Here is a 21,495-nt window from a genome sequence, read left to right as displayed (position 1 = left end):
GCCGGGAATTTTAGATGTCACAGAGTAGCATAGTCATTGGCGGCGGCGCATTTGCGGGCCTGGCGCTGGCGCTGGCGCTGCGCCAGGGGCTCGGGCCCGAGATTCCCGTCATCGTCGCCGATCCGGCGCTCAGCGTCCGTCCGAGCCGTGATCCCCGAGCGACTGCGATCGTGGCGGCCTGCCGCCGGCTTTTCGAGGCGCTCGGCGCCTGGGACGACGTCAAGGGCGAGGCGCAGCCGATCCTCGACATGGTGGTCACGGATTCCAAGCTGGAGGACGCGACGCGTCCGGTGTTCCTGAATTTTGCCGGCGATGTCGCGCCCGGCGAATCCTTCGCGCATATGGTCGAGAACCGCCGCCTGATTGATGCGCTGGTCGTCCGCGCCGAAGCGGCCGGCGTCGAGCTCCGCGCCACGGCCGTTGCCTCCTATGACGCCCGTGCTGACGGCATCGACGTGACGCTCAGTGACGGCAGCGTTGTTGCCGCGAGCCTGTTGATCGCGGCTGACGGTGCGAAGTCAAAACTGCGCGAGCGCGCCGGCATCGCCACCCATGGCTGGGAATATGATCAATCCGGCATCGTCGTCACCGTCGGCCATGAGCGCGATCACGAGGGCCGCGCCGAAGAACACTTCTTGCCCGCGGGTCCGTTCGCGATCCTGCCGCTTACCGGAAAGCGTTCCTCGCTGGTGTGGACCGAGCGCCGCAGCGAGGCCGCGCGCATTGTCGCCCTGAGCGACGACGAATTTCACAGCGAGCTGGAGCAGCGCTTCGGCCTGCATCTCGGCGAGGTGAAGGCGCTCGACAAGCCGCGCGCGTTTCCGCTGTCCTATTTCGTGGCGCGCTCCTTCATCGCCGAGCGCCTCGCGCTGGTCGGGGACGCCGCCCATGTCATCCATCCCATCGCGGGCCAGGGCCTCAACATGGGGCTGAAGGATGTCGCCGCTTTGGCCGAGGTCGTCGTCGATGCCGCGCGGCTTGGGATGGATATCGGCGGAGCCGACGTGCTCGAGCGCTACCAGCGCTGGCGCCGCTTCGACACCATGGCGATGGGCGTTGCCACCAACTCGCTGAACTTCCTGTTCTCCAACAAGTCGACGCTGCTGCGCACCGTCCGCGACATCGGCCTCGGCCTCGTCGACCGCGCCCCGCCGCTGAAGAATCTTTTCATCCGCCAGGCTGCGGGGCTCACGGGCGAGGTGCCGAAGTTGCTGAAGGGCGAGGCGTTGTAATTCTCGCTGTCGCCTAGCTCGCCCCTGTCGTCCCGGACAAGCGCAGCGCAGATCCGGGACCCATACGCCGCAGCAATAGTTTTGCGAAGACTCGGAGTTACCAGCTTCGCGCCAAACCGCTCCCTGTGGTTATGGGCCCCGGCCCCCCGTGCGCAATTGCGCACTAGGCCGGGGCGACACCGAGAGTGTTGCGCGGTCCTCACGCTAATCCTCAATCGATCTTCCGCGCCTCTTCCGGCAGCATGATCGGGATGCCGTCGCGAATGGGATAAGCGAGCTTTGCGGAGCGCGAGATCAGCTCCTGCTTGGCGGAATCGAATTCCAGCGGACCCTTGGTCAGCGGGCAGACCAAAATCTCCAGCAATTTGGGATCGACGCTGTTTTCGGGGCGTTCGGTGGGCGCGGTCATCATGGTCTCCGGCGATCGGCTGCCTGTAGAGCGTTTTCGAGCGAAGTGGATACCGGTTCGCGTAAAGAAAACGCGTCAAAAAAGAATCTAGCGTCCCGTTCCGATTCCATCGGAATGGGGCTCTAGCATAGAAAATCGCGGCCGCCCATCGCGGGCGCCACCGGCTTTTTGGCTAACCGGCGATCATTCGCAGGAGCTCGTCGAGCAGGCCTTGGAGTCGTGGCGGCGGCACCGGCGCGCCGGAGAGCGCGAAGCCGAGAAACGTCCAGTACAGGATCTGCGCGCGCCCCTGCGCCATCGTGGCATTGAGCCCGCGTCGCTCCAGCAGCGTCTCGATATAGTCGAGCCTGCGGCGGTCTATCGCGCGGACCGCCGCTTGCGCGGCCGGATCGAACGCCGCCCAGTTGCGCACGGCACGTTCGAGATCGAGCCGCGCGCCAAACGTCCGGCGCAGCAGCGCTTTCAGCGGCTCGTCGCTGCCGGCCTCGACGTCGGCGATGATCTGCTCGGCCGCGATCTCGCGCCAGCGCTTCAGAATGGCCGCGTGGAACGCGCCGAGATCGGCAAAGTGCCAATAGAAGCTGCCGCGTGAGACGCCCATGGCCTTGGCGAGTGGATCGGCCTTCAGTGCCGTGAAGCCGCCTTTGGCGAGCGCCTTGAGTCCCGCGTTGATCCAGTCGTCGGCGGAGAGCTGTTCGGTCATGTCCGGTTCCGAGGGTCGGGCCATACACTAGTGTATTGACAGGCGACGGGCCAGCGCTTAATCCACCATACATAACTGTACGGAGGCGTTGATGCGTGATCTTCTGCTCCAGTGTGCCGGCGTCCTGACCATTGTCGTGGCGATCATCCATGGCATCCTCGGCGAGACCAAGGTCTTTGCGCGTGCCACGATCGAGCCAGAGCGGCTCCGCACCCTGATCCGCCTAGTCTGGCAGGCCTCGACCGTCGCCTGGATCGGCGGTGGTGTGCTCCTGATCGCGACGCCCTGGATGGACTCCGCGCCGGCGCGCCACTGGATCGTGATCACCATGGCCTGCGTGTTCGGTTTTTCCGCCCTGGCCAATGCATGGGCGACACGCGGCCGGCACTTTGGCTGGATGGCGCTCAGTGCCGTCGTGGTCATGGCGGTTGCCGGCTACTGAACGTCGAAACGAACCCAAGGTCTCAAAACCCAAGGCCTTCAAAGTGGAGTGGCTATGGAAGATCGTGTTCGCCTGACCATCGAGGAAGGTGTGGCCCATGTCCGGCTGAATCGCCCGGACAAGATGAACGCGCTGGACCCGGCGATGTTCGAAGCGATCATCACCGTTGGAACACAGCTTGGCGCTTGCAAGGATGTCCGCGCCGTCGTTCTCTCCGGCGAAGGACGCGCGTTTTGCGCGGGCCTCGACCTGGACCGCCTGCTGGCCACGGCAAACGGCGAACGGCTGATCCCATCGATCGACCTCACTCAACGAACCCACGGGATCGCGAACTATGCGCAGCATCTCGTTTGGCTGTGGCGCGAGCTGCCGATGCCCGTGATCGCAGCCGTCCACGGCGTCGCCTTCGGCGGCGGCTTCCAGCTCGCGCTAGGTGCCGACCTTCGCTATCTCGCACCGGCAACGCAGCTCGCCGTCATCGAGGCCAAATGGGGATTGGTGCCCGATATGGCCGGCACCCAACTTATGCGCCACCTTGCGCGTGAGGATGTCGTACGCGAACTGACTTACACCGGCCGTGTGTTTTCGGCTCAGCAGGCGCTGGCTTATGGCTTTGCGACCGGACTCGCCGATGATCCGCTGGCGGCCGCATTGTCGACTGCGCAGGAGATCGCAAACCGAAGTTCGGATGCCATTCGCGCCGCCAAGCGGCTCCTTAATCTCGCGGCGACTTGCGACGCGGCCACCGGTCTTGCGGCCGAAACCGCCGAGCAGGCTGCGTTGCTCGGTTCGCCCAATCATGTCGAGGCCGTCAGGAGCAATCTCGAGAAGCGTCCACCACGATGGAGCTGCGCATGAGCACGACTGACGGTTTCGATCTGCCGGCTCTCAAGGCAGTCAATTCATCCGCTGCGTTCAACCGCATGGCGGAGTTCGAAGTCGTTGAGGCCGGCCAAGGTGAGGTCGCCATCCGCATGAGCTGGCGCGACGACTTTGCCCAATATTCCGGACACCTGCATGCCGGCTTGATCGCGGCCCTGCTCGACACCGCCTGCGGTTTTGCTGCCGCGACCTTGGTGGGCTCAGTCACCGCGTCGCACTTCTCGATGAACTGCCTCAAGCCGGCCGTCGGCTCTCACTTCATCGCCAGGGGAACGACGGTGCGCGCCGGGCGCAGGCAGGTATTCGCCTGGGCCGAGCTTCTCGCTGCTGATGAGCAGGGCGAACTGTCTCTCGTCGCGACCGGCGAGACCGTGCTCGTTCCCATGGGAGAGCCGGCACGTACGGGAGGCTGATGCATGGCGCTGACGCTCGTCACCGGAGGCACGGGCCATCTTGGCCGTGACATCGTCGATCGCCTTGTCCGCGACGGCCGTCGCGTCCGGGTCCTTGCGCGATCACGGGGCACGCGATCGGATATCGAGTGGGCCGTCGGCGATCTCGCTACGGGAGCCGGGCTGCGTCAAGCGCTGCATGGTGTCGACACGGTCATCAATGCGGCGACGTATTCGCCGATCGCGCGGCGCGGCGGGGTTCGTCCGATAGACTTCTTCAGGTCCCCTTCCGCCGTGGATGTCGAAGGCACGGAGCGATTGCTGTCGCTGTGCCAGGAACAGTCTGTGCGGCATTTCCTGCACACCTCGATCGTCGGACTCGACGAGGCGACGCTGCCTTATGGCCGGGTCAAGCTTACCGGCGAGCGGTTGGTCCGCTCGTCCGCGCTGTCCTGGTCCGTCGTTCGCGCAATGCCGTTCTACTATTTGCTCGACAGGTTGCTCTCGGGCCTCGTTTGGCTTCCGGTGTGGCCGGTGCCGACGACATCGTTCAATCCTGTCGATACGTCGGATGTCGCCGATCACGTCGTGACATGCGCTTTCGATGGGGCGCGTGGTGAGCGCGCGGAGATCGGCGGTCCCGAAGACCTCAGTCTTACCGCGCTCGCCGGCCAGTACCAGGATGCGCGCGGACTGCGTCGTAAAATCCTGCCGGTGAGTCTTTCAGACGCGAAGGCGCGTGGCATGGGCTTCGTCGTCAGCCATGGCGTGCGTGGACGGCTCTCGTGGGCCGACTGGCTGCGACGTCGGTCATCCCGCGGGTGAGGCGCAGGTCGATATCTTCGACACCAGGCCGTGAGGCGTAAGGCCGCAGCGAAGCTCCAAACACGCGCTGCATGCGGAGCGCGCTGATCTTTTCGCGACCGTTAGAATATCTCTAAAGCTTCCCTCGCCCGAACCCGAGTTGACTTCGCGATCCCCTTTGCTTCCTTCGGTCGCGTTTCGCGCGAAGCGTCGCGCACACGACAGAGGAGGAGACGTTCGTGAAGGTCATTCGTGTTGTTGCCATTGCACTGACGGTCGGGATCGGCATGGGGTCGACGGCGATGGCCGACGGTTTCAAGAACTGCACCAAGCTCGACAAGGCGTCATGGAAGCCGGCGGGCGATGCCGAAGCCAAGGCCAAGGCGGCCGGCTACGAGGTGCGGCGCTCCAAGATCGAAGGCTCGTGCTATGAGGTCTACGGCGTCAAGGAAGGCAAGATCTACGAGCTGTTCTACAGCCCTGAAGATCTCAGCCTGAAGCACACGATCGCTAAATAAATTGTGCCAAATAAACTGCGCCAAATGAACTGCGCCAAATGAACTGAGGCCGATGGACGAAGCGGTACCAGACGCGCGCGGGGAGCCCATCCGGGCCCCCGCGGACAAGACCGTTTCGCGGACGGTCGATGTCTGGGACCTCCCGCTGCGCCTGTGGCACTGGGCTCTCGCAGCGAGCGTCCTGATCGCGTGGTTCACGCCCACCGTCTATGACGGCCTTCACCGCATCGTCGGCTATGGCGTGATCGGGCTGTTGGCTTTCCGCCTGATATGGGGATTTCTAGGAAGCCGCTATTCGCGCTTTCGCATGGTCGGCGTCAGGCTCCGTGCCGCGCCCCGCTATCTCTGGAATCTTCGCCGCGGCATCACTGGACGCTATATCGGGCTCAATCCTGCCGGCACTCTGATGCTGGTGGCACTGCTCGTGTCGCTCGCGGTCTCGTCGATCACCGGCGCGCTGTCGGTCACCGTCACATTCTTCGGCGTCTGGTGGATCGAGGATACCCATGCCTATGCATCGGACGCGGTCATCGTCCTGGTCGTTCTGCACGTCGTAGGCGTGGTGCTGATGGGCGTTCTTCAGCGCGAGAATTTGATCCGCGCGATGTTCACCGGACGCAAACGCATCCGCCGTCGTTCGTGAAGTTGGATTGAACGACTCGCGCCGCGGGCTCAGTTAACCTCTCCCGCTTGCGGGAGAGGTCGGCGCAAAGCGCCGGGTGAGGGCTTTCTCCTCATCGGGGTTCTCGCTTGTGGAGACACCCCCTCCCCAACCCTCCCCCGCAAGCGGGAGAGGGGAGCGCGCCACCGTTGTGGCAGCAATCATCGTGTTCAAGATATTTCTGAAAGCGAAATGTCGCAGCACACCCTCACTGCAGGGGCGGATCGCCGCTGGTGCGTTTCTTGGCGAGATCCATCTCGGTGACCGCGATCAGGATCTCGGCGCGGGTCTTGAGGTCCGGCGCCTCGAGCATGGCCTGCTTCTCGGCCGGACCATAGGGCGACATCATTGCCAGCGCATTGACCAGCGCTTCGTTGGGCGCGCTCTCGACGCCTTCCCAGTCGACCTTGAGATTGTTGGCCTTCAAGAAATCCGCCAGCGCCACCAGCAGGGCCTCGCGGTTGACCTTGTCCTCGCCGACGCGGGCGGTGAAATCGTCGGCGAAGGCGAAGATGTCGACCCTGCACTGCCGGTAGGCGGTCAGCACCTCAAGCTCCTCGACCACCTTGAACCGCGCGACCCCGGTGAGCTCGAGGATGTAGCGGCCGTCGCCGGATTCAGCCAGCTGGGTGATGCGGCCAACGCAGCCGACGCGGAACAGCGTCGGCTTGTCGGAATTCTTCGGCGAATGCGCGATGTCGGGCTGGATCATGCCGATCAGGCGATGGCCATCACGGAAGGAATCGTCGACCATCGCGAGGTAGCGCGGCTCGAAGATGTTAAGCGGCATTTGCCCGCGCGGCAGCAGCAGCGCACCCGGCAGCGGAAATACCGGGAGAATTTCCGGAAGGTCGGCGGGGCCGCGATATTCGATATTGATCGGCATCTGGTCCCCGCTGACGTCGCCAGCTCGTGCTTACGAAAACAGGATGATCGACAAGCGCTTACGGCCCTCGACGGTCGCATCGTCGGCGCCGCCCCAGGCTTCGAAGAACTGCACGAGCTGCTTGCGGGCGCCGTCGTCGTTCCATTTGCGGTCGCGCTTGATGATCGCTAGCAGCTGCTCGGTGGCCGCCGCCCGATTGCCCTGCGCGTTGAGCGCGGTCGCAAGGTCGAATCGCGCCTGATGATCGAGCGGGTCTGCGGCGACTTTCTGTTCCAGCTCGGCGACGGGTCCGAGCGACTGCGCCTGCTCGGCGAGATCGATCGCGGTCTGCACGGCCTTCACCGCGGGGTCGTTGCGCTTGGATTCCGGCACCATGGCGAGCGTCTGCTTGGCCTGCTCCATCGCGCCGGAGACGGCGTAGCATTTTGCGAGCCCGGCAAGTCCGGCGATGTTGGTCGAATCGTGCTGGAGCACCTCGGCATAGATCTGCGCTGCGGCCGCAGCGTCGCCCTCGGCGAGCACGGCTTCGGCCTCTTGCAGGATCTCGGCGATGTTGGCCTCGCCCGGTGCGGTCACGCCCTTGGTCAGCTTTTCGATGAAGGCGTTGATCTGACTCTCCGGCACCGCGCCCATGAAGCCGTCGGCCGGCTGGCCGTTGACGAAGGCGATCACGGCCGGGATCGACTGGATGCCCATCTGGCCCGGGATCGCCGGATGCTGGTCGATGTTCATCTTGACCAGCTTGACCTTGCCCTTGGCCGCCTTGACCGCCTTTTCCAGCACGGGGGTGAGCTGCTTGCAGGGGCCGCACCACTCGGCCCAGAAGTCGATCAGCACCGGCTGGCGCTTCGATTCCTCGATGACGTCCTTCACGAAGGTCTGGGTGGTGGTGTCCTTGATCAGATCCGCCGCAGCCGGGACTGCGGCTCCGTTACCCTGGTCGATGATCGTCACGGAATCCCCTCGTCTATGTCTGGAATGGCGGGTCTTTAGCACGTCGCCAATTCATATGCTTCGCTGTCGGCCCTAAAATTGGGCCGGTGCGGCCGAATTTCAATCCATGGGAACCGATTCGGCCGCTCAGGGCGATTTTGGGTCGATTTTGCCAGGATTGGGCCCATATGGGGTCCCAAATCCGAATCTATGCTGCCCGTAGCTGTTGCATTCGCCGCCCGCTTTTGGCATACGACAGCCGTTGCCGGGCGCGTCATGCGGCCGACACAGGATGCGGGTGTAGCTCAGTGGTAGAGCACGACCTTGCCAAGGTCGGGGTCGAGGGTTCGAGCCCCTTCGCCCGCTCCAATTTTTCCCAAGCGTCCAGCCAAACGGGCACATAGCGTCGTTCGCCGCACCGCTGGCGGCTGGGTTGGGTCTGCAATGACAATTCTGGTCACCGGCAGCGCGGGCCACCTCGGGGAGGCCATTGCCCGGACGCTCCGCGGGCGCGGCTCACCTGTGCATGGGGTTGATTTGAAGAAATCAGCTTTCACCGACGCCATCGGCTCGATCACCGATCCGGACTTTGTGCGGAACCAGACGGCCGGGGTCACCGCAATCATCCACACCGCGACCCTGCACAAGCCGCATGTGGCGACCCACAGCAAGCAGGACTTCGTCGACACCAACGTCACCGGCACGCTCAATCTGCTCGAGGCGGCCGTGGCCGCCGGCGTGAAGAGTTTTGTTTTCACCAGCACCACCAGTGCGTTCGGTTCCCGGCTCCGGCCGGAGGCGGGGCAGCCGGCGGTGTGGGTCACCGAGGACCTGCCGCCGGTTCCCAAAAACATCTACGGCACCACCAAGCTGATGGCGGAACATCTGTGCGAGCTGTTCTTCCGCGAGCGCGGTCTGCCGGTCGTGGTGTTGCGGACCTCGCGCTTCTTTCCGGAGGACGATGATGATCCCGCAATGCGGTCGGCCTACCCGCTGGACAATGCGCAGGTCAACGAACTGTTCTATCGCCGGCTGGATATAGCGGACGCCGTGAGTGCCCATCTGCTCGCCGTGGCGCGTGCACCGGAGATCGGTTTCGCCCGTTATATCGTCTCGGCTACAACCCCGTTCGAGCGGCGTCATCTCGCGGCGCCGCCGCGTGATGCGGACGCTCTAGCCCAATTGTGAGCAACTCTATGCGGCGCGCGGCTGGCGGCTATTTCCCGGGATCGACCGGGTCTATGTCAACGACCGCGCGCGGCGCGAGCTCGGATGGCATCCCGAATTCGATTTCGCCCATATGCTGAGCAGCCTGCGCGAGGGGCGCGATTTTCGCAGCGCGCTCGCGCGCGAGGTGGGAGCGAAAGGCTATCACGACATGCAATTTGACGATGGGCCGTACCCCGTCGCCAAATAGTCGCCGCTTTTATCAATTCGCACGATGTTTCAGATGTGTGGCCGGTGTCACCGCACACCATCCGGCGTCTGACGTTCTACCGTGCATGGGGTTGTTTTCGCGGTTTTGCATTGGTCGCCCATTTTGCTGCCTGCAAATGAGGCGCGCTTCATTGCGATTCCGCGTTGCAGCGAGAGTGTTGCTATCGCCGCATTCGCTCTCGGAGAAAATCCGTCTCAATTTTTATTGAGCACTACGGCAGTGCACGTGACGCGCTTCTCACTGCTCGCAGATGTGCTAACCTTTTTGCGTCTGCCTCTCGACAGACTCCGACCTTCGCCGACTCGACAAACCAAAACAAATAACGTGCAGCCCAGATGGCTGCCTTAGGGGAGTGACGCGATGAAATTCCATCAATCCGTCTTGGCGCTTGCGGCCGTGGCCCTTCTTGCAGGGACTAGCGTCGCCAGTGCGCAGCAGCAGGACAAGAGCCGGCAGCTGAAGAAATACGAATCCGGAACCAAGGAGTTCTGGACCCATCCGCCGGACGACTGGTTCCTCGGCGACGAGACCGAAGCGCAGAAGGGCCTGGCGCCGCCCTCGGGTCCGCCGACCGGCGCTTCCGACGCCGAGCTTGCCAGCCTCATCAAGAAGATCAAGCTGCCGGCGGGTTTCAAGATCGATGTCTATGCCTCGGGCGTGCTCGCCGCGCGGCAGATGGCCTGGGGTGACAAGGGCACGCTGTTCGTCGGCTCGTTCGGCCTCGGCAACGTCTATGCCATCAAGGACAACAACGGGAAGAAAGAGGTCAAGACCATCCTCAAGGGGCTGAACATGCCCACGGGTCTGGCCGTCAAGGACGGTGCGCTCTACGTCATCGCGGTCGACAAGCTGATCCGCTACGACGACGTCGAAAACAAGCTCGACAATCTCGGTGAGGGCAAGGTCGTCTATGACGACATGCCGTCCTACGCCGCGCATGGCTGGAAGTACCTCGCGGCCGACAAGGAAGGCTGGTTCTACATTCCGTTCGGACCGCCCTTCAACGTCGGCGTTCCTCCGACCAGCGTCTCGCAGATCCGGCGCGTCGATCCCAAGACCGGCAACGCTGAAGTCTATGCGCTCGGCGTTCGCAACTCGGTCGGCGGCGATGTCGATCCGCGTACCGGCAAGTACTGGTTCACCGAGAATGCACGCGATTGGGTCAGCGACGATCTGCCCTCGGACAAGCTGAACATGGTCAGCAAGCTCGGCGAGCATTTCGGCTATCCCTACTGCCACCAGGGCGACCTTCCCGATCCGAAGTTCGCGATGGGCCACAAGTGCTCCGAGTTCACGCCGCCCGTGCTGAACCTCGGTGCCCACGTCGCTCCGCTCGGCATGAAGTTCTATACCGGCGATCAATTTCCCGCCGAGTACAAGAACAACATCTTCATCGCCGAGCACGGCTCCTGGAATCGCCACAAGTATCAGGGCGGCAATATCACGCGCGTGATCGTCGGGCCCGACGGCAAGAACGCCAAGAAGGAGGTGTTCGCCTCCGGCTGGATCGAGGGTGACCAGGGCTATCTCGGCCGCCCCGATGACATCATCCTCGCCAAGGACGGCTCGATCCTCGTTGCCGACGATTGGGCCGGCGCGATCTATCGCATCAGCTACAGCAAGAAGTAGCGCACGACGACACGAGGCTGCGGTGGCCATGAGGCGGCCGCAGCCTCTTTCATTTCAAATTCCCACGCTGTCGTTCCGAACTTGCGCGCAAGTCCGGAACCCATCACCACGAAACGGGGTTATGGATTTCGGGCCCGCCCTTCGGGCGCCCCGGAATGACCAGATTGTCAGAGTGGAATTCCCATCATGCGCCGGCAGTTCATCTCGCACGCAATCAGCGCGGCTGCGTTGCTCCTCGCACTCGGAGCTCTCTCCGCAAGCGCCGCCGATAATTCCGCCGTCCAGGAGAAGGCTGCCGTTTGCTCCGGCTGTCACGGCGAGAACGGTATCTCGCAGACCGAAAACATTCCCTCGCTGGCCGGTCAGCCCGATCAATTCCTGCAATGGCAGCTCGTCTTCTTCCGCGCCGGCTCGCGCAAGAACGAACAGATGCAGCCGATTGCCGCGGAGATCACCAACGAGGACGTCCGCAGTCTCGGCGCCTATTTCGCGGCCATGACGCCGCCGACGCCAGCCGAGGACAAGGATCCGGACCTGTCAAAAAAAGGCGCGCAAGTTGCCGTCGGCCGCCGCTGCGCCTCATGCCACACGGATAGCTTTGCCGGTACCAAGGCCGTCGCGCGGCTCGCCGGTCAGCGCGAGGAATATCTGGTCAAGGCGCTGCGCGACTACAAGACCAGCCAGCGCGTCGGCGGCGGCGGCGCCGCGATGGCCGATGTCGCCTATCACATGAGCGATGAGGAAATCACCGCCGTCTCGCATTATCTCGCGTATTTCAAATAGCGCGGAGTCGGGGTTACTACCTACCCCGCCCGCTGCTTCTCATACGCCTTCAAATGCGTGTAGGCGATGCGCAGCTTCGGCACCGGCACCTTGGCGGCGTCGCCACGCGCAATCAGATCACCGATCACGTGATCAGCCTCGACCGGAAAGCCTGCCTTGACGTCGCGGAACATCGACGCCGTCATCGGCGAGCCCTCGGTCGTCAGATTGCCCTTCACCCGTTCGAAGAACGGGCCGCCCGGCGTATAGCCTGACGCGGTGGCAATCGCGCTGGTTTCATCGAGCATGCCGAGCAGGAAATCCCGACCGCCGGGGGCAGCCAGAATGTTACCGACGGAGGTGCGCATCAGACTGGTGCTTGCGGCGAGCGAGGACAGGAACACCCACTTCTCCCACATGTCCTGCATGATGTTCTGGCTTGCGGTGGCGCCATTGATGCCGCTCTTGAAGGCCTCGTCGATCGCCTTGACGCGATCCGACAGTTTGCCGTCGCGCTCGCCGTAAGTGATCGCCTGCATCGGCTGGAGCTGCACCACCTCGCGTTTCTCGTTCAAGGTCGCGGCGATGGCGCAGAGACCGCCGAGCACGCGCTCCTTGCCGAACTTGGCGTCCAACGTGTCGAGATGCTTCATGCCGTTGAGCATTGGAATGATCGCCGTGTTGGGACCAACCGCAGCGGCGAACGACTTGATGGCGTCGTCGAGGTCGAACGCCTTGCAGCTCAACAGCACAACGTCGAACTTGTCCTTGAGCTTGTCGGCCTCAACCCGCGGCGGATCCTTCAGCGTGATGTCGCCATTCGGGCTCTTGATCACGAGGCCGGCGCTGGCGAGCTCGCTGGCGCGCCGTGGCCGGACCAGGAACGTGACGTCGCGGCCGGCCTGCAACAGCCTGCCACCAAAATAGCCGCCGATGGCGCCGGCGCCGACCACGAAAATACGCATGGGAAATTCCTTATTGTTGCTTATTACCGTCGTCCTGGCGAAAGCCAGGACCCATTACCCCAACTGTTCGTTGTCGGACAAGTTGGAGCTCCAGCTCGTCACATCAATAACGTTCGGTGGCTATGGGTCCTGGCTTTCGCCAGGACGACGTTGGGGAAATAGCTCGCTTTCCCCACGGTACGAAAATCACTTCCCCGACACCATCTCCTCGACCTCGCGCAACTGCTCCTTGCCGAAGAACATCTCATCGCCGACGAAGAAGGTCGGCGAGCCGAACGCGCCGCGTGCGACGGCCTCCTCGGTGTTCTTGATCAACTTGCCCTTCACCTCGGGCTCCTGCGCGCGGGCGAACAGCTTTTGGGCATCAAGGCCGGAGGATGCGAGCGCCTTCATGGCGACTTCCGGATCGTCCATCTTCTTCGGCTCGCGCCACATGTGGTGGAAGGCGGCCTCGACATAGTTTTCGAACACGCCTTCGGCTTGCGCTGCGATCGCCGTGCGCATCAGGTTCAGCGTGTTGACGGGGAAAAAGGGATTCATGACATAGGGCGGGACCTGGAAACGCTTGACGAAGCGTTCGGTCTCGACCGCCTGGAATTCGCGCTTGTTCTTGACGCCGGCGAGCGTCTCGGCCGGCGATCTGTTGTTGGTCGATTTGAAGATGCCGCCGAGCAGGATCGGCACATATTCGAATTTCACGCCGATCCGCTTCTCGATCGCCGGAATCGCCAGATGGCTGAGATAAGCGTTCGGGCTGCCGAAATCGAACAGGAACTGCGGGGCTGTGCGGGTCAAAATCGTGCTCCCTGACGTGGCTTTTCTCACATTGTGGCGCAGGGCGTGCCACAGGTCCACCGTTTAATGATGATCATAATATCTTGATGAAGTGCACATGGCCCGGCGCGCCTAAGCGCGATCGCTATAGGCGAGCTTGACGATGTGATCGCGGATGTCGGCGGGCCAGTCGGCGATCAGTCCGGCGAAGCGCCGCCGGTCATCCGCAAACAACGCGCGCGAAGCTTCCTCGAATTGCGGCAGATTGCCCGCCATGGTCGACATGAAGTGATAGGCCGCATCGCGCGCCTGCCGCTCGCGGTCCTTGTCGCCGCTCGCACGCCGCGCCTCCTCGACGAGCTTTCGCAACGCGACCGACGCGCCGCCGGGCTGAGCGCTGAGCCACTCCCAGTGCCGCGGCAGCAGCGTCACCTCGCGTGCGACCACACCGAGCTTCGGTCGGCCGCGGCCGCGTGGCTCACTCGATGGTGCGGTCTCCTCCACCGGGGGCGGGATAAGCTTCACCAACCGCGCCAGCACCTCGCGATCCCCGCCGCGCAGATCGAAGTCGATTGATCGGCCGGTGGCGTCCTCGAAGATGATGATGGGCTCGTCCGGCCGTGGCGCCATCCGCTTGACGACCAGCGCGACCTCTCCTGCCGGCCCGGACGCCAGGCGGCGCTGGCCCTGGAAGGCGGTGAATGTTCTCTGCATTGGAATCATTGCCATATTTGATCGCGTCGGCAGCTTAATATCCGGGTAAATTGCTGACGTCAATATACCCGGGTGAAAATATCTGTCCGGATGGCTCGACATTGCTGTCCCGGGCTGGCACGAACGCGCGGCCGATCGACCACGCCAAGCTGGGGGCCTCGCGATGCTGACCGTTCATCACCTCAACAATTCACGCTCGCAGCGAGTGCTATGGCTGCTCGAGGAATTGGGCGTGCCCTACGAGATCGTGCGCTATCAGCGTCAGCCCGACATGCGCGCGCCGAAGGAACTGCGTGCCATCCATCCGCTCGGCAAGTCGCCCGTCATCACCGACAACGGCAACACCATCGCCGAGTCAGGCGCGATCATCGAATATCTCATCGCCACCTACGGCAACGGCCGGCTGATCCCGCCGCCGAACACGCCGGAGCGGCTGCGCTTCACCTATTGGCTGCACTATGCCGAAGGGTCCGCGATGTCGCCGCTGCTGCTGAAGCTGCTGTTCACGCTGATGCCGAAGCGCGCGCCGGCTTTGCTGCGCCCGCTGGTGCGCAAGGTCTCCAACCAGGCGCTGACGGCGCTGGTCAATCCGCAGCTCAAGCAGCACATGGACTATTGGGAAGGCGAGCTCGGCAAGACCGAGTGGTTCGCCGGCAACGAGTTCACCGCCGCCGACATCCAGATGAGCTTCCCGCTCGAAGCAGCGCAATCACGCGGCGGGCTTGAGCAGGGCCATCCCAAGGCAATGGCGTTCCTCGAACGCATCCACGCGCGGCCGGCGTACAGCCGCGCGCTGGAAAAGGGCGGGCCGTATCAGGTCGGGCGGTAAGTTTCCTCACCGCCCCGGAATGACAGCGCGCCACTAATCTGCGTGCAGCACGCGGCCGCGCGTCTCCGGCAGCGCGAACGCGGCGATGAAGAACACCACGTAAGCCACCACCGCAAACATTGCGATTGCATTGGCGAGCGACGTCGTCGCCGACAGCGCACCGACGAGGAACGGAAACAGCGCGCCGATGCCGCGGCCGAAATTGTAGCAAAAGCCCTGGCCTGAGCCGCGCAGCCTTGTCGGATAGAGCTCGGTGAGGAACGCGCCGATCCCCGAGAAATAGCCCGAGGCGAAGAAGCCGAGCGGGAAACCGAGCACCCACAAGACCTCGTTGGTGAGCGGCAGCTGCGTATAGAGCAGCACGATCGCCATCGCGCCGATCGAGAAGATCAGGAACAGATTGCGCCGTCCGATCCGGTCGGCCAGCCACGCGCCGGTGAGATAGCCGATGAAGGAGCCGATGATCAGCGTCGACAAATAGCCGGTCGAGCCGACGACCGACAGATGCCGCTCCTTGGTCAGGAACTGCGGCACCCAGAAAGTAATGGCGTAGTAGCCGCCCTGGCAGCCCGTCGCCATCAGCGACGCCAGGATCGTGGTCTTCAGGATCGGGCCGGAGAAGATCTCCCACAGCGCCGGGCGATCTCCGCTCGCAGCCTGCTTGGCGCGCGCCGCAACCGCGATCTCCGGCTCGGTGACGGAGCGGCGGATGTAGAACACCAAGAGCGCCGGCAGCGCGCCGATGACGAACATCCAGCGCCACGCCGTCTCGGCGGGCAAAGCCGAGAACAGGATCGCCTGCGACAGCACCGCAAGACCCCAGCCGACAGCCCATCCTGATTGCACAGAGCCGACCGCACGCCCGCGATATTGCGGCCGGATCGCTTCGCCCATCAGCACCGCGCCTGCCGCCCATTCGCCGCCGAAGCCGAGGCCCAGCACGGCGCGCGCGATCAAAAGCTGTTCGAAATTCTGCACGACCGCGCAGACCAGCGAGAACACCGAGAACCAGATGATGGTGATCTGGAGCGTCCTGACCCGGCCGATATGGTCGGAGAGATAGCCGCCAAGCCACCCGCCGATGGCAGAGGCCAGCAGCGTGACCGTTCCGGCGAGACCGGCCGAGGCGGCATCGACCTTCCACAGTGCGATGATGGTGCCGATCACCAGCGGGTAGATCATGAAGTCCATGCCGTCGAGCGCCCAGCCTGCCGCGCAGGCCCAGAACGTCCGCCGCTCCGGCGCATTCATGTCGCGATAGAAAGCGAGAAGGCTGGTGTCTTCGATCTCGGCGCGTTCGATACGCCCAGTCGGATCGGCTGCGGTCATGTGCGTTTCCCCGGCAGTTTCTTGTGTCCGGCGGTGGTAGCATGGGCGGCGGCCAGCGCAAGCCGGCGCGCGCTGTCACGCCATGCAAAGGCAGAGTTACTGTCCCGCCGCTTCCGCGCCGCGCGTGCGCGGATCGGGCGCGCCGAGCGGGCCATTCGGCGTCACCGCGATCGAGTTGGCGGAGGTCTGTCCCATCGGCTCGACGATCAGATGGTCCATCGTCTTCAGCTCGAACAGCACATCGTCGGGAAAGCCGCGCTCGACGCGCACTTCATCCGGCAGCCATTGGTGATGCAGCCGCGGTGCGGCAACGGCGGCGGCGACATCCATCTTGTAGTCGAGCACATTGACGATCACCTGGAGCACGGTCGAGATGATGCGGCTGCCGCCGGGCGAGCCCGTCACCAGAACGGGCTTACCGTCCTTCAGCACGATGGTCGGCGACATCGAGGACAGCGGCCGCTTGCCGGGCCCGGGCAGATTGGCCTCGTAGCCGACGAGACCATAGGCGTTGGAGGCACCGACCGCGGCGGTGAAATCGTCGAGTTCGTTGTTGAGCAGCACGCCGGTGCCATCGGCAACGAGGCCGACGCCGTAGCTGAAGTTCAGCGTATAGGTGTTGCTGACGGCATTGCCGCGGGCATCGACGACGGAAAAATGCGTGGTGTTGCTGCCCTCGCGCGGTGAGGTGGCGGCCGATACCAGTTTGCTCGACGGCGTGGCGCGATCGATGGAGATGCCCGCCCGCAGCTTCGCGGCGTAGTCCTTCGCGATGAGGGTCTCGATCGGCGCGTTGACGAAGGCGGGATCGCCGAGATAGCGCGCGCGATCGGCGTAGGCGCGCTTCATGGCCTCGATGAGGAGATGCAGCGATGCCGGCGAGCCCTGCTTGAGATCGGCGAGTTGAAAACCTTCGAGGATGTTGAGCGTCTCCACCAGCACCACGCCGCCAGAGGAAGGCAGCGGCATCGAGACGACGTCGTAGCCGCGATAGCTGCCGCGCACGGGCGAACGGGTCACGGCTTGATAGGCTTTCAGATCGGCCGGCGTCATGATGCCGCCGGCGTCCGACACCGCCTTGGCGAGCTTGTCCGCCACCGGCCCCTCATAGAAGCCGCGCGGGCCTTGCGCGGCGACGCTCGCCAGCGTGTCGGCGAGATCGCTCTGCACCAGTCTGTCGCCTTCACCGAGCGCCTTGCCATCAGGCCGCGAGAAGATCTTGGCCGAGGATGGCCAGTGCGCCAGCCGCGGGTACAAGCCCGGCAGCGTGTCGGCCATGTCGTCGCTGATCACAAAGCCGTCGCGGGCAAGCGCGATCGCGGGCTCCAGCAACTGTGCCAGCGTGAATTGGCCCGAGCCGTATTTCTCCAGCGCCAGCGCGAGTCCCGCGACGGTGCCGGGCACGCCGATGCCGAGCGCGGAATCGCGGGACCTCGCGGCATCCGGCTTGCCGTCGGGGCCGAGGAATATCTGCGGTGTGGTCGCCGCCGGTGCGGTCTCGCGATAGTCGATCGCGATGTCCTCGTTGCGTTCGGCGGAATGGATCAGCATGAAGCCGCCACCGCCGATATTGCCGGCGCGTGGATAAGTCACCGCCATCGCAAAGCCGGTTGCGACCGCGGCATCGACCGCATTGCCGCCGCGTCGCAGGATATCGGCGCCGACTTGTGCGGATATCTTCTCCTGCGCCACCACCATGCCGTGCTCGGCAGGGATGGCATGAACCGTGTCGAGCGCGGGCGGCATATAGAGTCGACGCGCATCCTGCGCGGTCGCAGATGCAAGACCAATCGCCAGAGTGGCGATGAGCGCGAAAAATGTGCGCCGTGTCGAAAATGACGCCATCATCAAATTTCCGCCCTGGCTTCGAGCCAATTCACACGCGTCGCAGTAATGCTATACGGTTTACGCTAAGTGTAGCAAAACTGTTCGTGATGAGGACTGCGTGATGACGACGATCGCCCCGGATGCGCGCATGGCCGGCGCGCAGCGGACCTATCCGCCGCGCGCCGCCGTCATCAGCTGGATCTTCTTCGATTGGGCCGCGCAGCCCTATTTCACACTGATCACGACCTTCGTGTTCGCACCCTATTTCGCCACCAGCATCGCGCCAGATCCCGCCACCGGACAATCGCTGTGGGGTTTTGCGATGGCCGCTGCGGGCTTAGCGATCGCGCTGATGTCGCCGGTGTTAGGGGCCATCGCGGATGCCTCGGGCCGCCGAAAGCCCTGGATCGCCGCGTTCGGTGCACTTCTTGTGGTGGCCTCATGCACGCTGTGGATCGGCAAGCCCGGCGATCCCGCCATCATTCCGCCGCTGCTCGCCGCAGTCGCGCTCGCCAGCGTCGGCGCGGAGTTCGCCACCGTCTTCAACAATGCGATGATGCCGACATTGGTGCCGCCGGAGCGCATCGGCCGGCTTTCCGGCACCGGCTGGGCCACGGGTTACATCGGCGGCATCGTCAGCCTGGTCATCGTGCTCGGCTTCCTCGCTGCCAATCCTGACACCGGGCGCACGCTGCTGGGATTCACGCCGCTGTTCGGGCTCGATCCCGCCAGCCACGAGGGCGACCGCGCCGCCGGGCCGTTGACCGGACTGTGGTTCATCATCTTCGTCACGCCGATGTTTTTGTTCACGCCGGATTATCCGGCGAAGCGTCCGGTGCGCGCGGCGCTCCGCGAGGGCCTCTCCGATCTCAAGAAATCGCTTAAGAGTTTGCCGGAGCAGAAGTCGCTTGCGGCGTTCCTGCTCGCCAACATGATCTATACCGACGGGCTGGTGTCGCTGTTTGCCTTCGGCGGCATCTATGCGGCCGGCACCTTCGGTTGGCACACGATCCAGATCGGCATGTTTGGAATCATCCTCGCCATCGCAGGCACGTTTGGCGCGTGGCTCGGCGGCAAGCTCGACGATTTCCTGGGGCCGAAGCGCGTCATCGCCGGCAGCATGCTGATCCTGCTGCTCTCGGTGGCGGCGATTCTTCTGGTCGACAAGGACAGCGTTCTCTTCTTCAAGGTCGCGCCGCCCGAGCCGGGTGCTCCCCTGTTCTCGAGCGTCGCCGAGCGGGCCTACGTGATCCTGGGGTGTCTGATCGGTGCGGCCGGCGGCCCGCTTCAGGCCGCCTCGCGCACGCTGCTGATCCGACTCGCGCCGAAGGATCGTATCGCGCAGTACTTTGGCTTGTTCGCGCTGACCGGAAAGGTGACGTCCTTCATCGGTCCACTATTGATCGGCGTGATTACTGCGGTGACCGCGAGCCAGAAGGCCGGCATGGCCGTGCTGGTCGTGTTTTTCGTCGCGGGGTTCGCGCTGCTGATGCGGGTGCGGGAAGAATAAATTTCAGCGTCGTCCCGGCGAAGGCCGGGACCCATACCGCGTGATCTGTCGTTGGCGCGACGCGGCTAGTACCGTGCGCCAAACTACTCCCTGGGGTTATGGGTCCCGGCCTTCGCCGGGACGACCCTTGGAGAGATCAGTGCCTGAAATGCCGCGTGCCTGTGAACACCATCGCGATGCTGTGTTCATCGGCGGCCTTGATCACTTCGTCGTCGCGCATCGAGCCGCCGGGCTGCACCACGGCGGTGGCGCCGGCCTCGATGCAGGCGAGCATGCCGTCGGCGAACGGGAAGAACGCATCCGAGGCCACGACCGAGCCCTTGGTGAGCGGCTCCGCAAGCTTCAGCTCGTTCGCCGCATCCTGCGCCTTGCGCGCCGCGATCCGGGCTGAATCCACCCGGCTCATCTGGCCCGCGCCGATGCCGACGGTGGCGAGATCCTTGGCATAGATGATGGTGTTGGACTTGACGTGCTTGGCCACGCGGAACGCGAACTTCAAGTCGCGCATTTCGGCATCCGTCGGTGCGCGCTTGGTCATGACCTTGAATGTCATATCGTCGACTACAGCATTGTCGCGGCTTTGCACGAGAAGGCCGCCGGCGACCGTCTTGGCGGTCAGGCCCGGAGCGCGTGGATCGGGCAGGCTGCCTGCCAGCAGCAGGCGCAGATTCTTGCGCGCGCCGATGATGGCGATCGCCTCTTCGCTGGCGTCCGGCGCGATGATCACCTCGGTGAAGATCTTCGTGATCTCGCGCGCGGTGTCGGCGTCGAGCGCGCGGTTCATCGCGATGATACCGCCGAAGGCCGAAGTGGAGTCGCAGGCGAGTGCCTTGCGGTAGGCGCTGACGAGGTCGGACCCTTCCGCAACGCCGCAGGGATTGGCGTGCTTGACGATGACGCAGGCTGCGGTGCGCTTGGCGTCGAACTCGCCGATGCATTCATAGGCCGCATCGGTGTCGTTGATGTTGTTGTAGGACAGCTCCTTGCCCTGCAACTGCCGCGCGGTCGAGACACCCGGACGCTTGTCGGGCGTCGCATAGAACGCCGCGGTCTGGTGCGGGTTCTCGCCATAGCGCAGCGACTGGATCAGTCTGCCGCCAAAGGCGCGGAAGTCGGGTGCGTCGATCTCTAGCTGACGTGCGAACCAATTCGAGATCGCGGCATCATACGCGCCCGTGCGCGCATAGGCCTTTGCGGCAAGGCGCCGGCGCAGCTTCAGCGTGGTGGCGCCCTTGTTGGCGGCGAGCTCGTCGAGCACGGCCTGATAATCCTGCGCCTCGACCACGACGGCGACGTCGTCATGGTTCTTCGCGGCAGCGCGGATCATCGCGGGGCCGCCGATATCGATGTTCTCGATGCAATCCTCGAAGTCGGCGCCTTTCTCGACGGTCGCTTCGAACGGATAGAGATTGACAACGAGGAGATCGATCGGCGCGATGCCGTGCGTCTTCATCGCGTCCGCATGTTCCTTGTTGTCACGGATCGCGAGCAGGCCGCCATGCACTTTCGGATGCAGCGTCTTGACGCGGCCGTCCATCATTTCGGGGAAGCCGGTGAGCTCGGAAACGTCTTTGACCTTGAGGCCGGCGGCGGCGATCGTCTTGGCGGTGCCGCCGGTCGAGACCAGCTCGACATCATGGGCGGCCAGCGCCTGGGCGAATTCGATCAGGCCGGTCTTGTCGGAAACGGAAAGCAGGGCGCGGGTGACGCGGCGGGGATGGTCAGTCATGAGCAAGATCCTCTGTCTTAAGGAGTGTCTATGCCCAGGCGCGCGGCAGATATGTCTCGCGCTTCCCGATGGTGCTCCATCCAAGGTCGCCAGTCGCGCGAACGCGTGCTCGATAGCAGCTTTCAGC

General features: G+C 63.9%; 21 protein-coding genes, 1 tRNA gene, 1 pseudogene and 1 riboswitch. Of the genes and pseudogenes, 13 read left to right on the top strand and 10 right to left on the bottom strand.

The genetic code is table 11. The features are described 5' to 3' along the window. Positions 1-14: 14 nt before the first annotated feature. Entirely contained in the window at positions 15-1,232 is a 1,218-nt protein-coding gene (locus tag UB31_RS25335) for a ubiquinone biosynthesis hydroxylase (RefSeq protein WP_045012838.1), read from the top strand. A 211-nt stretch (positions 1,233-1,443) separates the two neighbouring features. Here the strand turns inward: UB31_RS25335 and UB31_RS25330 are convergent, their stop codons facing one another. Together UB31_RS25330 and UB31_RS25325 are read right to left on the bottom strand one after the other, a co-directional pair. After that, positions 1,444-1,641 (bottom strand): Trm112 family protein, encoded by a 198-nt coding sequence (locus UB31_RS25330; RefSeq protein ID WP_045005009.1) that lies wholly within the window; start codon positions 1,639-1,641, stop codon positions 1,444-1,446. A 172-nt stretch (positions 1,642-1,813) separates the two neighbouring features. Next, a complete protein-coding gene (locus tag UB31_RS25325; RefSeq protein WP_045012837.1) occupies positions 1,814-2,344 on the bottom strand; it encodes a TetR/AcrR family transcriptional regulator in 531 nt (176 codons plus the stop codon). A 91-nt stretch (positions 2,345-2,435) separates the two neighbouring features. Between UB31_RS25325 and UB31_RS25320 the strand changes: the two genes are divergently transcribed. The 6 genes from UB31_RS25320 (at position 2,436) to UB31_RS25295 (ending at position 6,025) form a co-directional block, all read left to right on the top strand. After that, complete coding sequence (locus UB31_RS25320; protein ID WP_045012836.1) at positions 2,436-2,786, top strand: hypothetical protein; 351 nt, start codon at positions 2,436-2,438, stop codon at positions 2,784-2,786. Between the two features lie 54 nt (positions 2,787-2,840). Continuing rightward, positions 2,841-3,644 (top strand): crotonase/enoyl-CoA hydratase family protein, encoded by an 804-nt coding sequence (locus UB31_RS25315; RefSeq protein ID WP_045012835.1) that lies wholly within the window; start codon positions 2,841-2,843, stop codon positions 3,642-3,644. Beyond that, the gene (locus UB31_RS25310) at positions 3,641-4,081 is read left to right on the top strand and encodes a PaaI family thioesterase (protein ID WP_045012986.1); all 441 of its coding nucleotides are present in this window, start codon (positions 3,641-3,643) and stop codon (positions 4,079-4,081) included. Before UB31_RS25315 ends, UB31_RS25310 begins: the two co-directional genes overlap by 4 nt. Positions 4,082-4,084: 3 nt before the next feature. Then, on the top strand, positions 4,085-4,885 hold the full coding sequence (locus UB31_RS25305; RefSeq protein WP_045012834.1) for an SDR family oxidoreductase: 801 nt from the start codon (positions 4,085-4,087) through the stop codon (positions 4,883-4,885). A gap of 218 nt (positions 4,886-5,103) precedes the next feature. Then, complete coding sequence (locus UB31_RS25300; protein ID WP_045004563.1) at positions 5,104-5,382, top strand: PepSY domain-containing protein; 279 nt, start codon at positions 5,104-5,106, stop codon at positions 5,380-5,382. Positions 5,383-5,434: 52 nt separating this feature from the next. Beyond that, positions 5,435-6,025 (top strand): cytochrome b/b6 domain-containing protein, encoded by a 591-nt coding sequence (locus tag UB31_RS25295; protein WP_045012833.1) that lies wholly within the window; start codon positions 5,435-5,437, stop codon positions 6,023-6,025. A 226-nt stretch (positions 6,026-6,251) separates the two neighbouring features. Here the strand turns inward: UB31_RS25295 and UB31_RS25290 are convergent, their stop codons facing one another. Both UB31_RS25290 and trxA read right to left on the bottom strand, forming a co-directional pair. Beyond that, a complete protein-coding gene (locus UB31_RS25290; RefSeq protein WP_045012832.1) occupies positions 6,252-6,929 on the bottom strand; it encodes an LON peptidase substrate-binding domain-containing protein in 678 nt (225 codons plus the stop codon). A 30-nt stretch (positions 6,930-6,959) separates the two neighbouring features. Beyond that, a complete protein-coding gene (gene trxA, locus UB31_RS25285) occupies positions 6,960-7,883 on the bottom strand; it encodes a thioredoxin (RefSeq protein ID WP_045004559.1) in 924 nt (307 codons plus the stop codon). 273 nt (positions 7,884-8,156) lie between these two features. On the opposite strand from trxA, the gene UB31_RS25280 reads away from it, so the two are divergent. From UB31_RS25280 to UB31_RS25265, 4 genes and pseudogenes are all read left to right on the top strand, one after another. Next, positions 8,157-8,231 (top strand) — tRNA-Gly (locus tag UB31_RS25280). A 75-nt stretch (positions 8,232-8,306) separates the two neighbouring features. Continuing rightward, a pseudogene (locus UB31_RS25275) lies at positions 8,307-9,279 on the top strand (NAD-dependent epimerase/dehydratase family protein). Between the two features lie 381 nt (positions 9,280-9,660). Further along, on the top strand, positions 9,661-10,929 hold the full coding sequence (locus UB31_RS25270) for a PQQ-dependent sugar dehydrogenase (RefSeq protein ID WP_045004558.1): 1,269 nt from the start codon (positions 9,661-9,663) through the stop codon (positions 10,927-10,929). A gap of 186 nt (positions 10,930-11,115) precedes the next feature. After that, positions 11,116-11,712 (top strand): c-type cytochrome, encoded by a 597-nt coding sequence (locus UB31_RS25265; protein WP_045012831.1) that lies wholly within the window; start codon positions 11,116-11,118, stop codon positions 11,710-11,712. Between the two features lie 20 nt (positions 11,713-11,732). Here the strand turns inward: UB31_RS25265 and panE are convergent, their stop codons facing one another. The 3 genes from panE to UB31_RS25250 all read right to left on the bottom strand — a co-directional run bounded on the left by panE (position 11,733) and on the right by UB31_RS25250 (position 14,159). Beyond that, entirely contained in the window at positions 11,733-12,656 is a 924-nt protein-coding gene (gene panE, locus UB31_RS25260; RefSeq protein ID WP_045012830.1) for a 2-dehydropantoate 2-reductase, read from the bottom strand. Between the two features lie 186 nt (positions 12,657-12,842). Then, the gene (locus tag UB31_RS25255; RefSeq protein WP_045012829.1) at positions 12,843-13,451 is read right to left on the bottom strand and encodes a 2-hydroxychromene-2-carboxylate isomerase; all 609 of its coding nucleotides are present in this window, start codon (positions 13,449-13,451) and stop codon (positions 12,843-12,845) included. Positions 13,452-13,562: 111 nt separating this feature from the next. Then, on the bottom strand, positions 13,563-14,159 hold the full coding sequence (locus UB31_RS25250) for a DUF2239 family protein (RefSeq protein WP_156163049.1): 597 nt from the start codon (positions 14,157-14,159) through the stop codon (positions 13,563-13,565). Between the two features lie 148 nt (positions 14,160-14,307). On the opposite strand from UB31_RS25250, the gene UB31_RS25245 reads away from it, so the two are divergent. Further along, positions 14,308-14,973 carry a glutathione S-transferase family protein gene (locus tag UB31_RS25245; RefSeq protein ID WP_045012828.1) on the top strand — a complete coding sequence of 222 codons (666 nt, stop codon included), beginning with the start codon at positions 14,308-14,310 and terminating at the stop codon, positions 14,971-14,973. 33 nt (positions 14,974-15,006) lie between these two features. Here the strand turns inward: UB31_RS25245 and UB31_RS25240 are convergent, their stop codons facing one another. Together UB31_RS25240 and ggt are read right to left on the bottom strand one after the other, a co-directional pair. Next, a complete protein-coding gene (locus tag UB31_RS25240; protein ID WP_045012827.1) occupies positions 15,007-16,302 on the bottom strand; it encodes an MFS transporter in 1,296 nt (431 codons plus the stop codon). Positions 16,303-16,398: 96 nt separating this feature from the next. Then, on the bottom strand, positions 16,399-18,150 hold the full coding sequence (gene ggt / locus UB31_RS25235) for a gamma-glutamyltransferase (RefSeq protein ID WP_082078614.1): 1,752 nt from the start codon (positions 18,148-18,150) through the stop codon (positions 16,399-16,401). A gap of 100 nt (positions 18,151-18,250) precedes the next feature. On the opposite strand from ggt, the gene UB31_RS25230 reads away from it, so the two are divergent. After that, entirely contained in the window at positions 18,251-19,639 is a 1,389-nt protein-coding gene (locus tag UB31_RS25230) for an MFS transporter (RefSeq protein WP_045012826.1), read from the top strand. Between the two features lie 136 nt (positions 19,640-19,775). Here the strand turns inward: UB31_RS25230 and purH are convergent, their stop codons facing one another. Beyond that, positions 19,776-21,368, bottom strand: a complete 1,593-nt coding sequence (gene purH, locus UB31_RS25225) for a bifunctional phosphoribosylaminoimidazolecarboxamide formyltransferase/IMP cyclohydrolase (protein ID WP_045012825.1) — start codon at positions 21,366-21,368, stop codon at positions 19,776-19,778. A 25-nt stretch (positions 21,369-21,393) separates the two neighbouring features. Then, positions 21,394-21,475: riboswitch (ZMP/ZTP riboswitch) on the bottom strand. Positions 21,476-21,495: the final 20 nt, after the last annotated feature.

The sequence above is a fragment of the Bradyrhizobium sp. LTSP849 genome (genome assembly GCF_000938255.1).
Taxonomy (GTDB): Bacteria; Pseudomonadota; Alphaproteobacteria; order Rhizobiales; family Xanthobacteraceae; genus Bradyrhizobium.
This window is presented reverse-complemented; position numbering and strand designations above follow the sequence as displayed.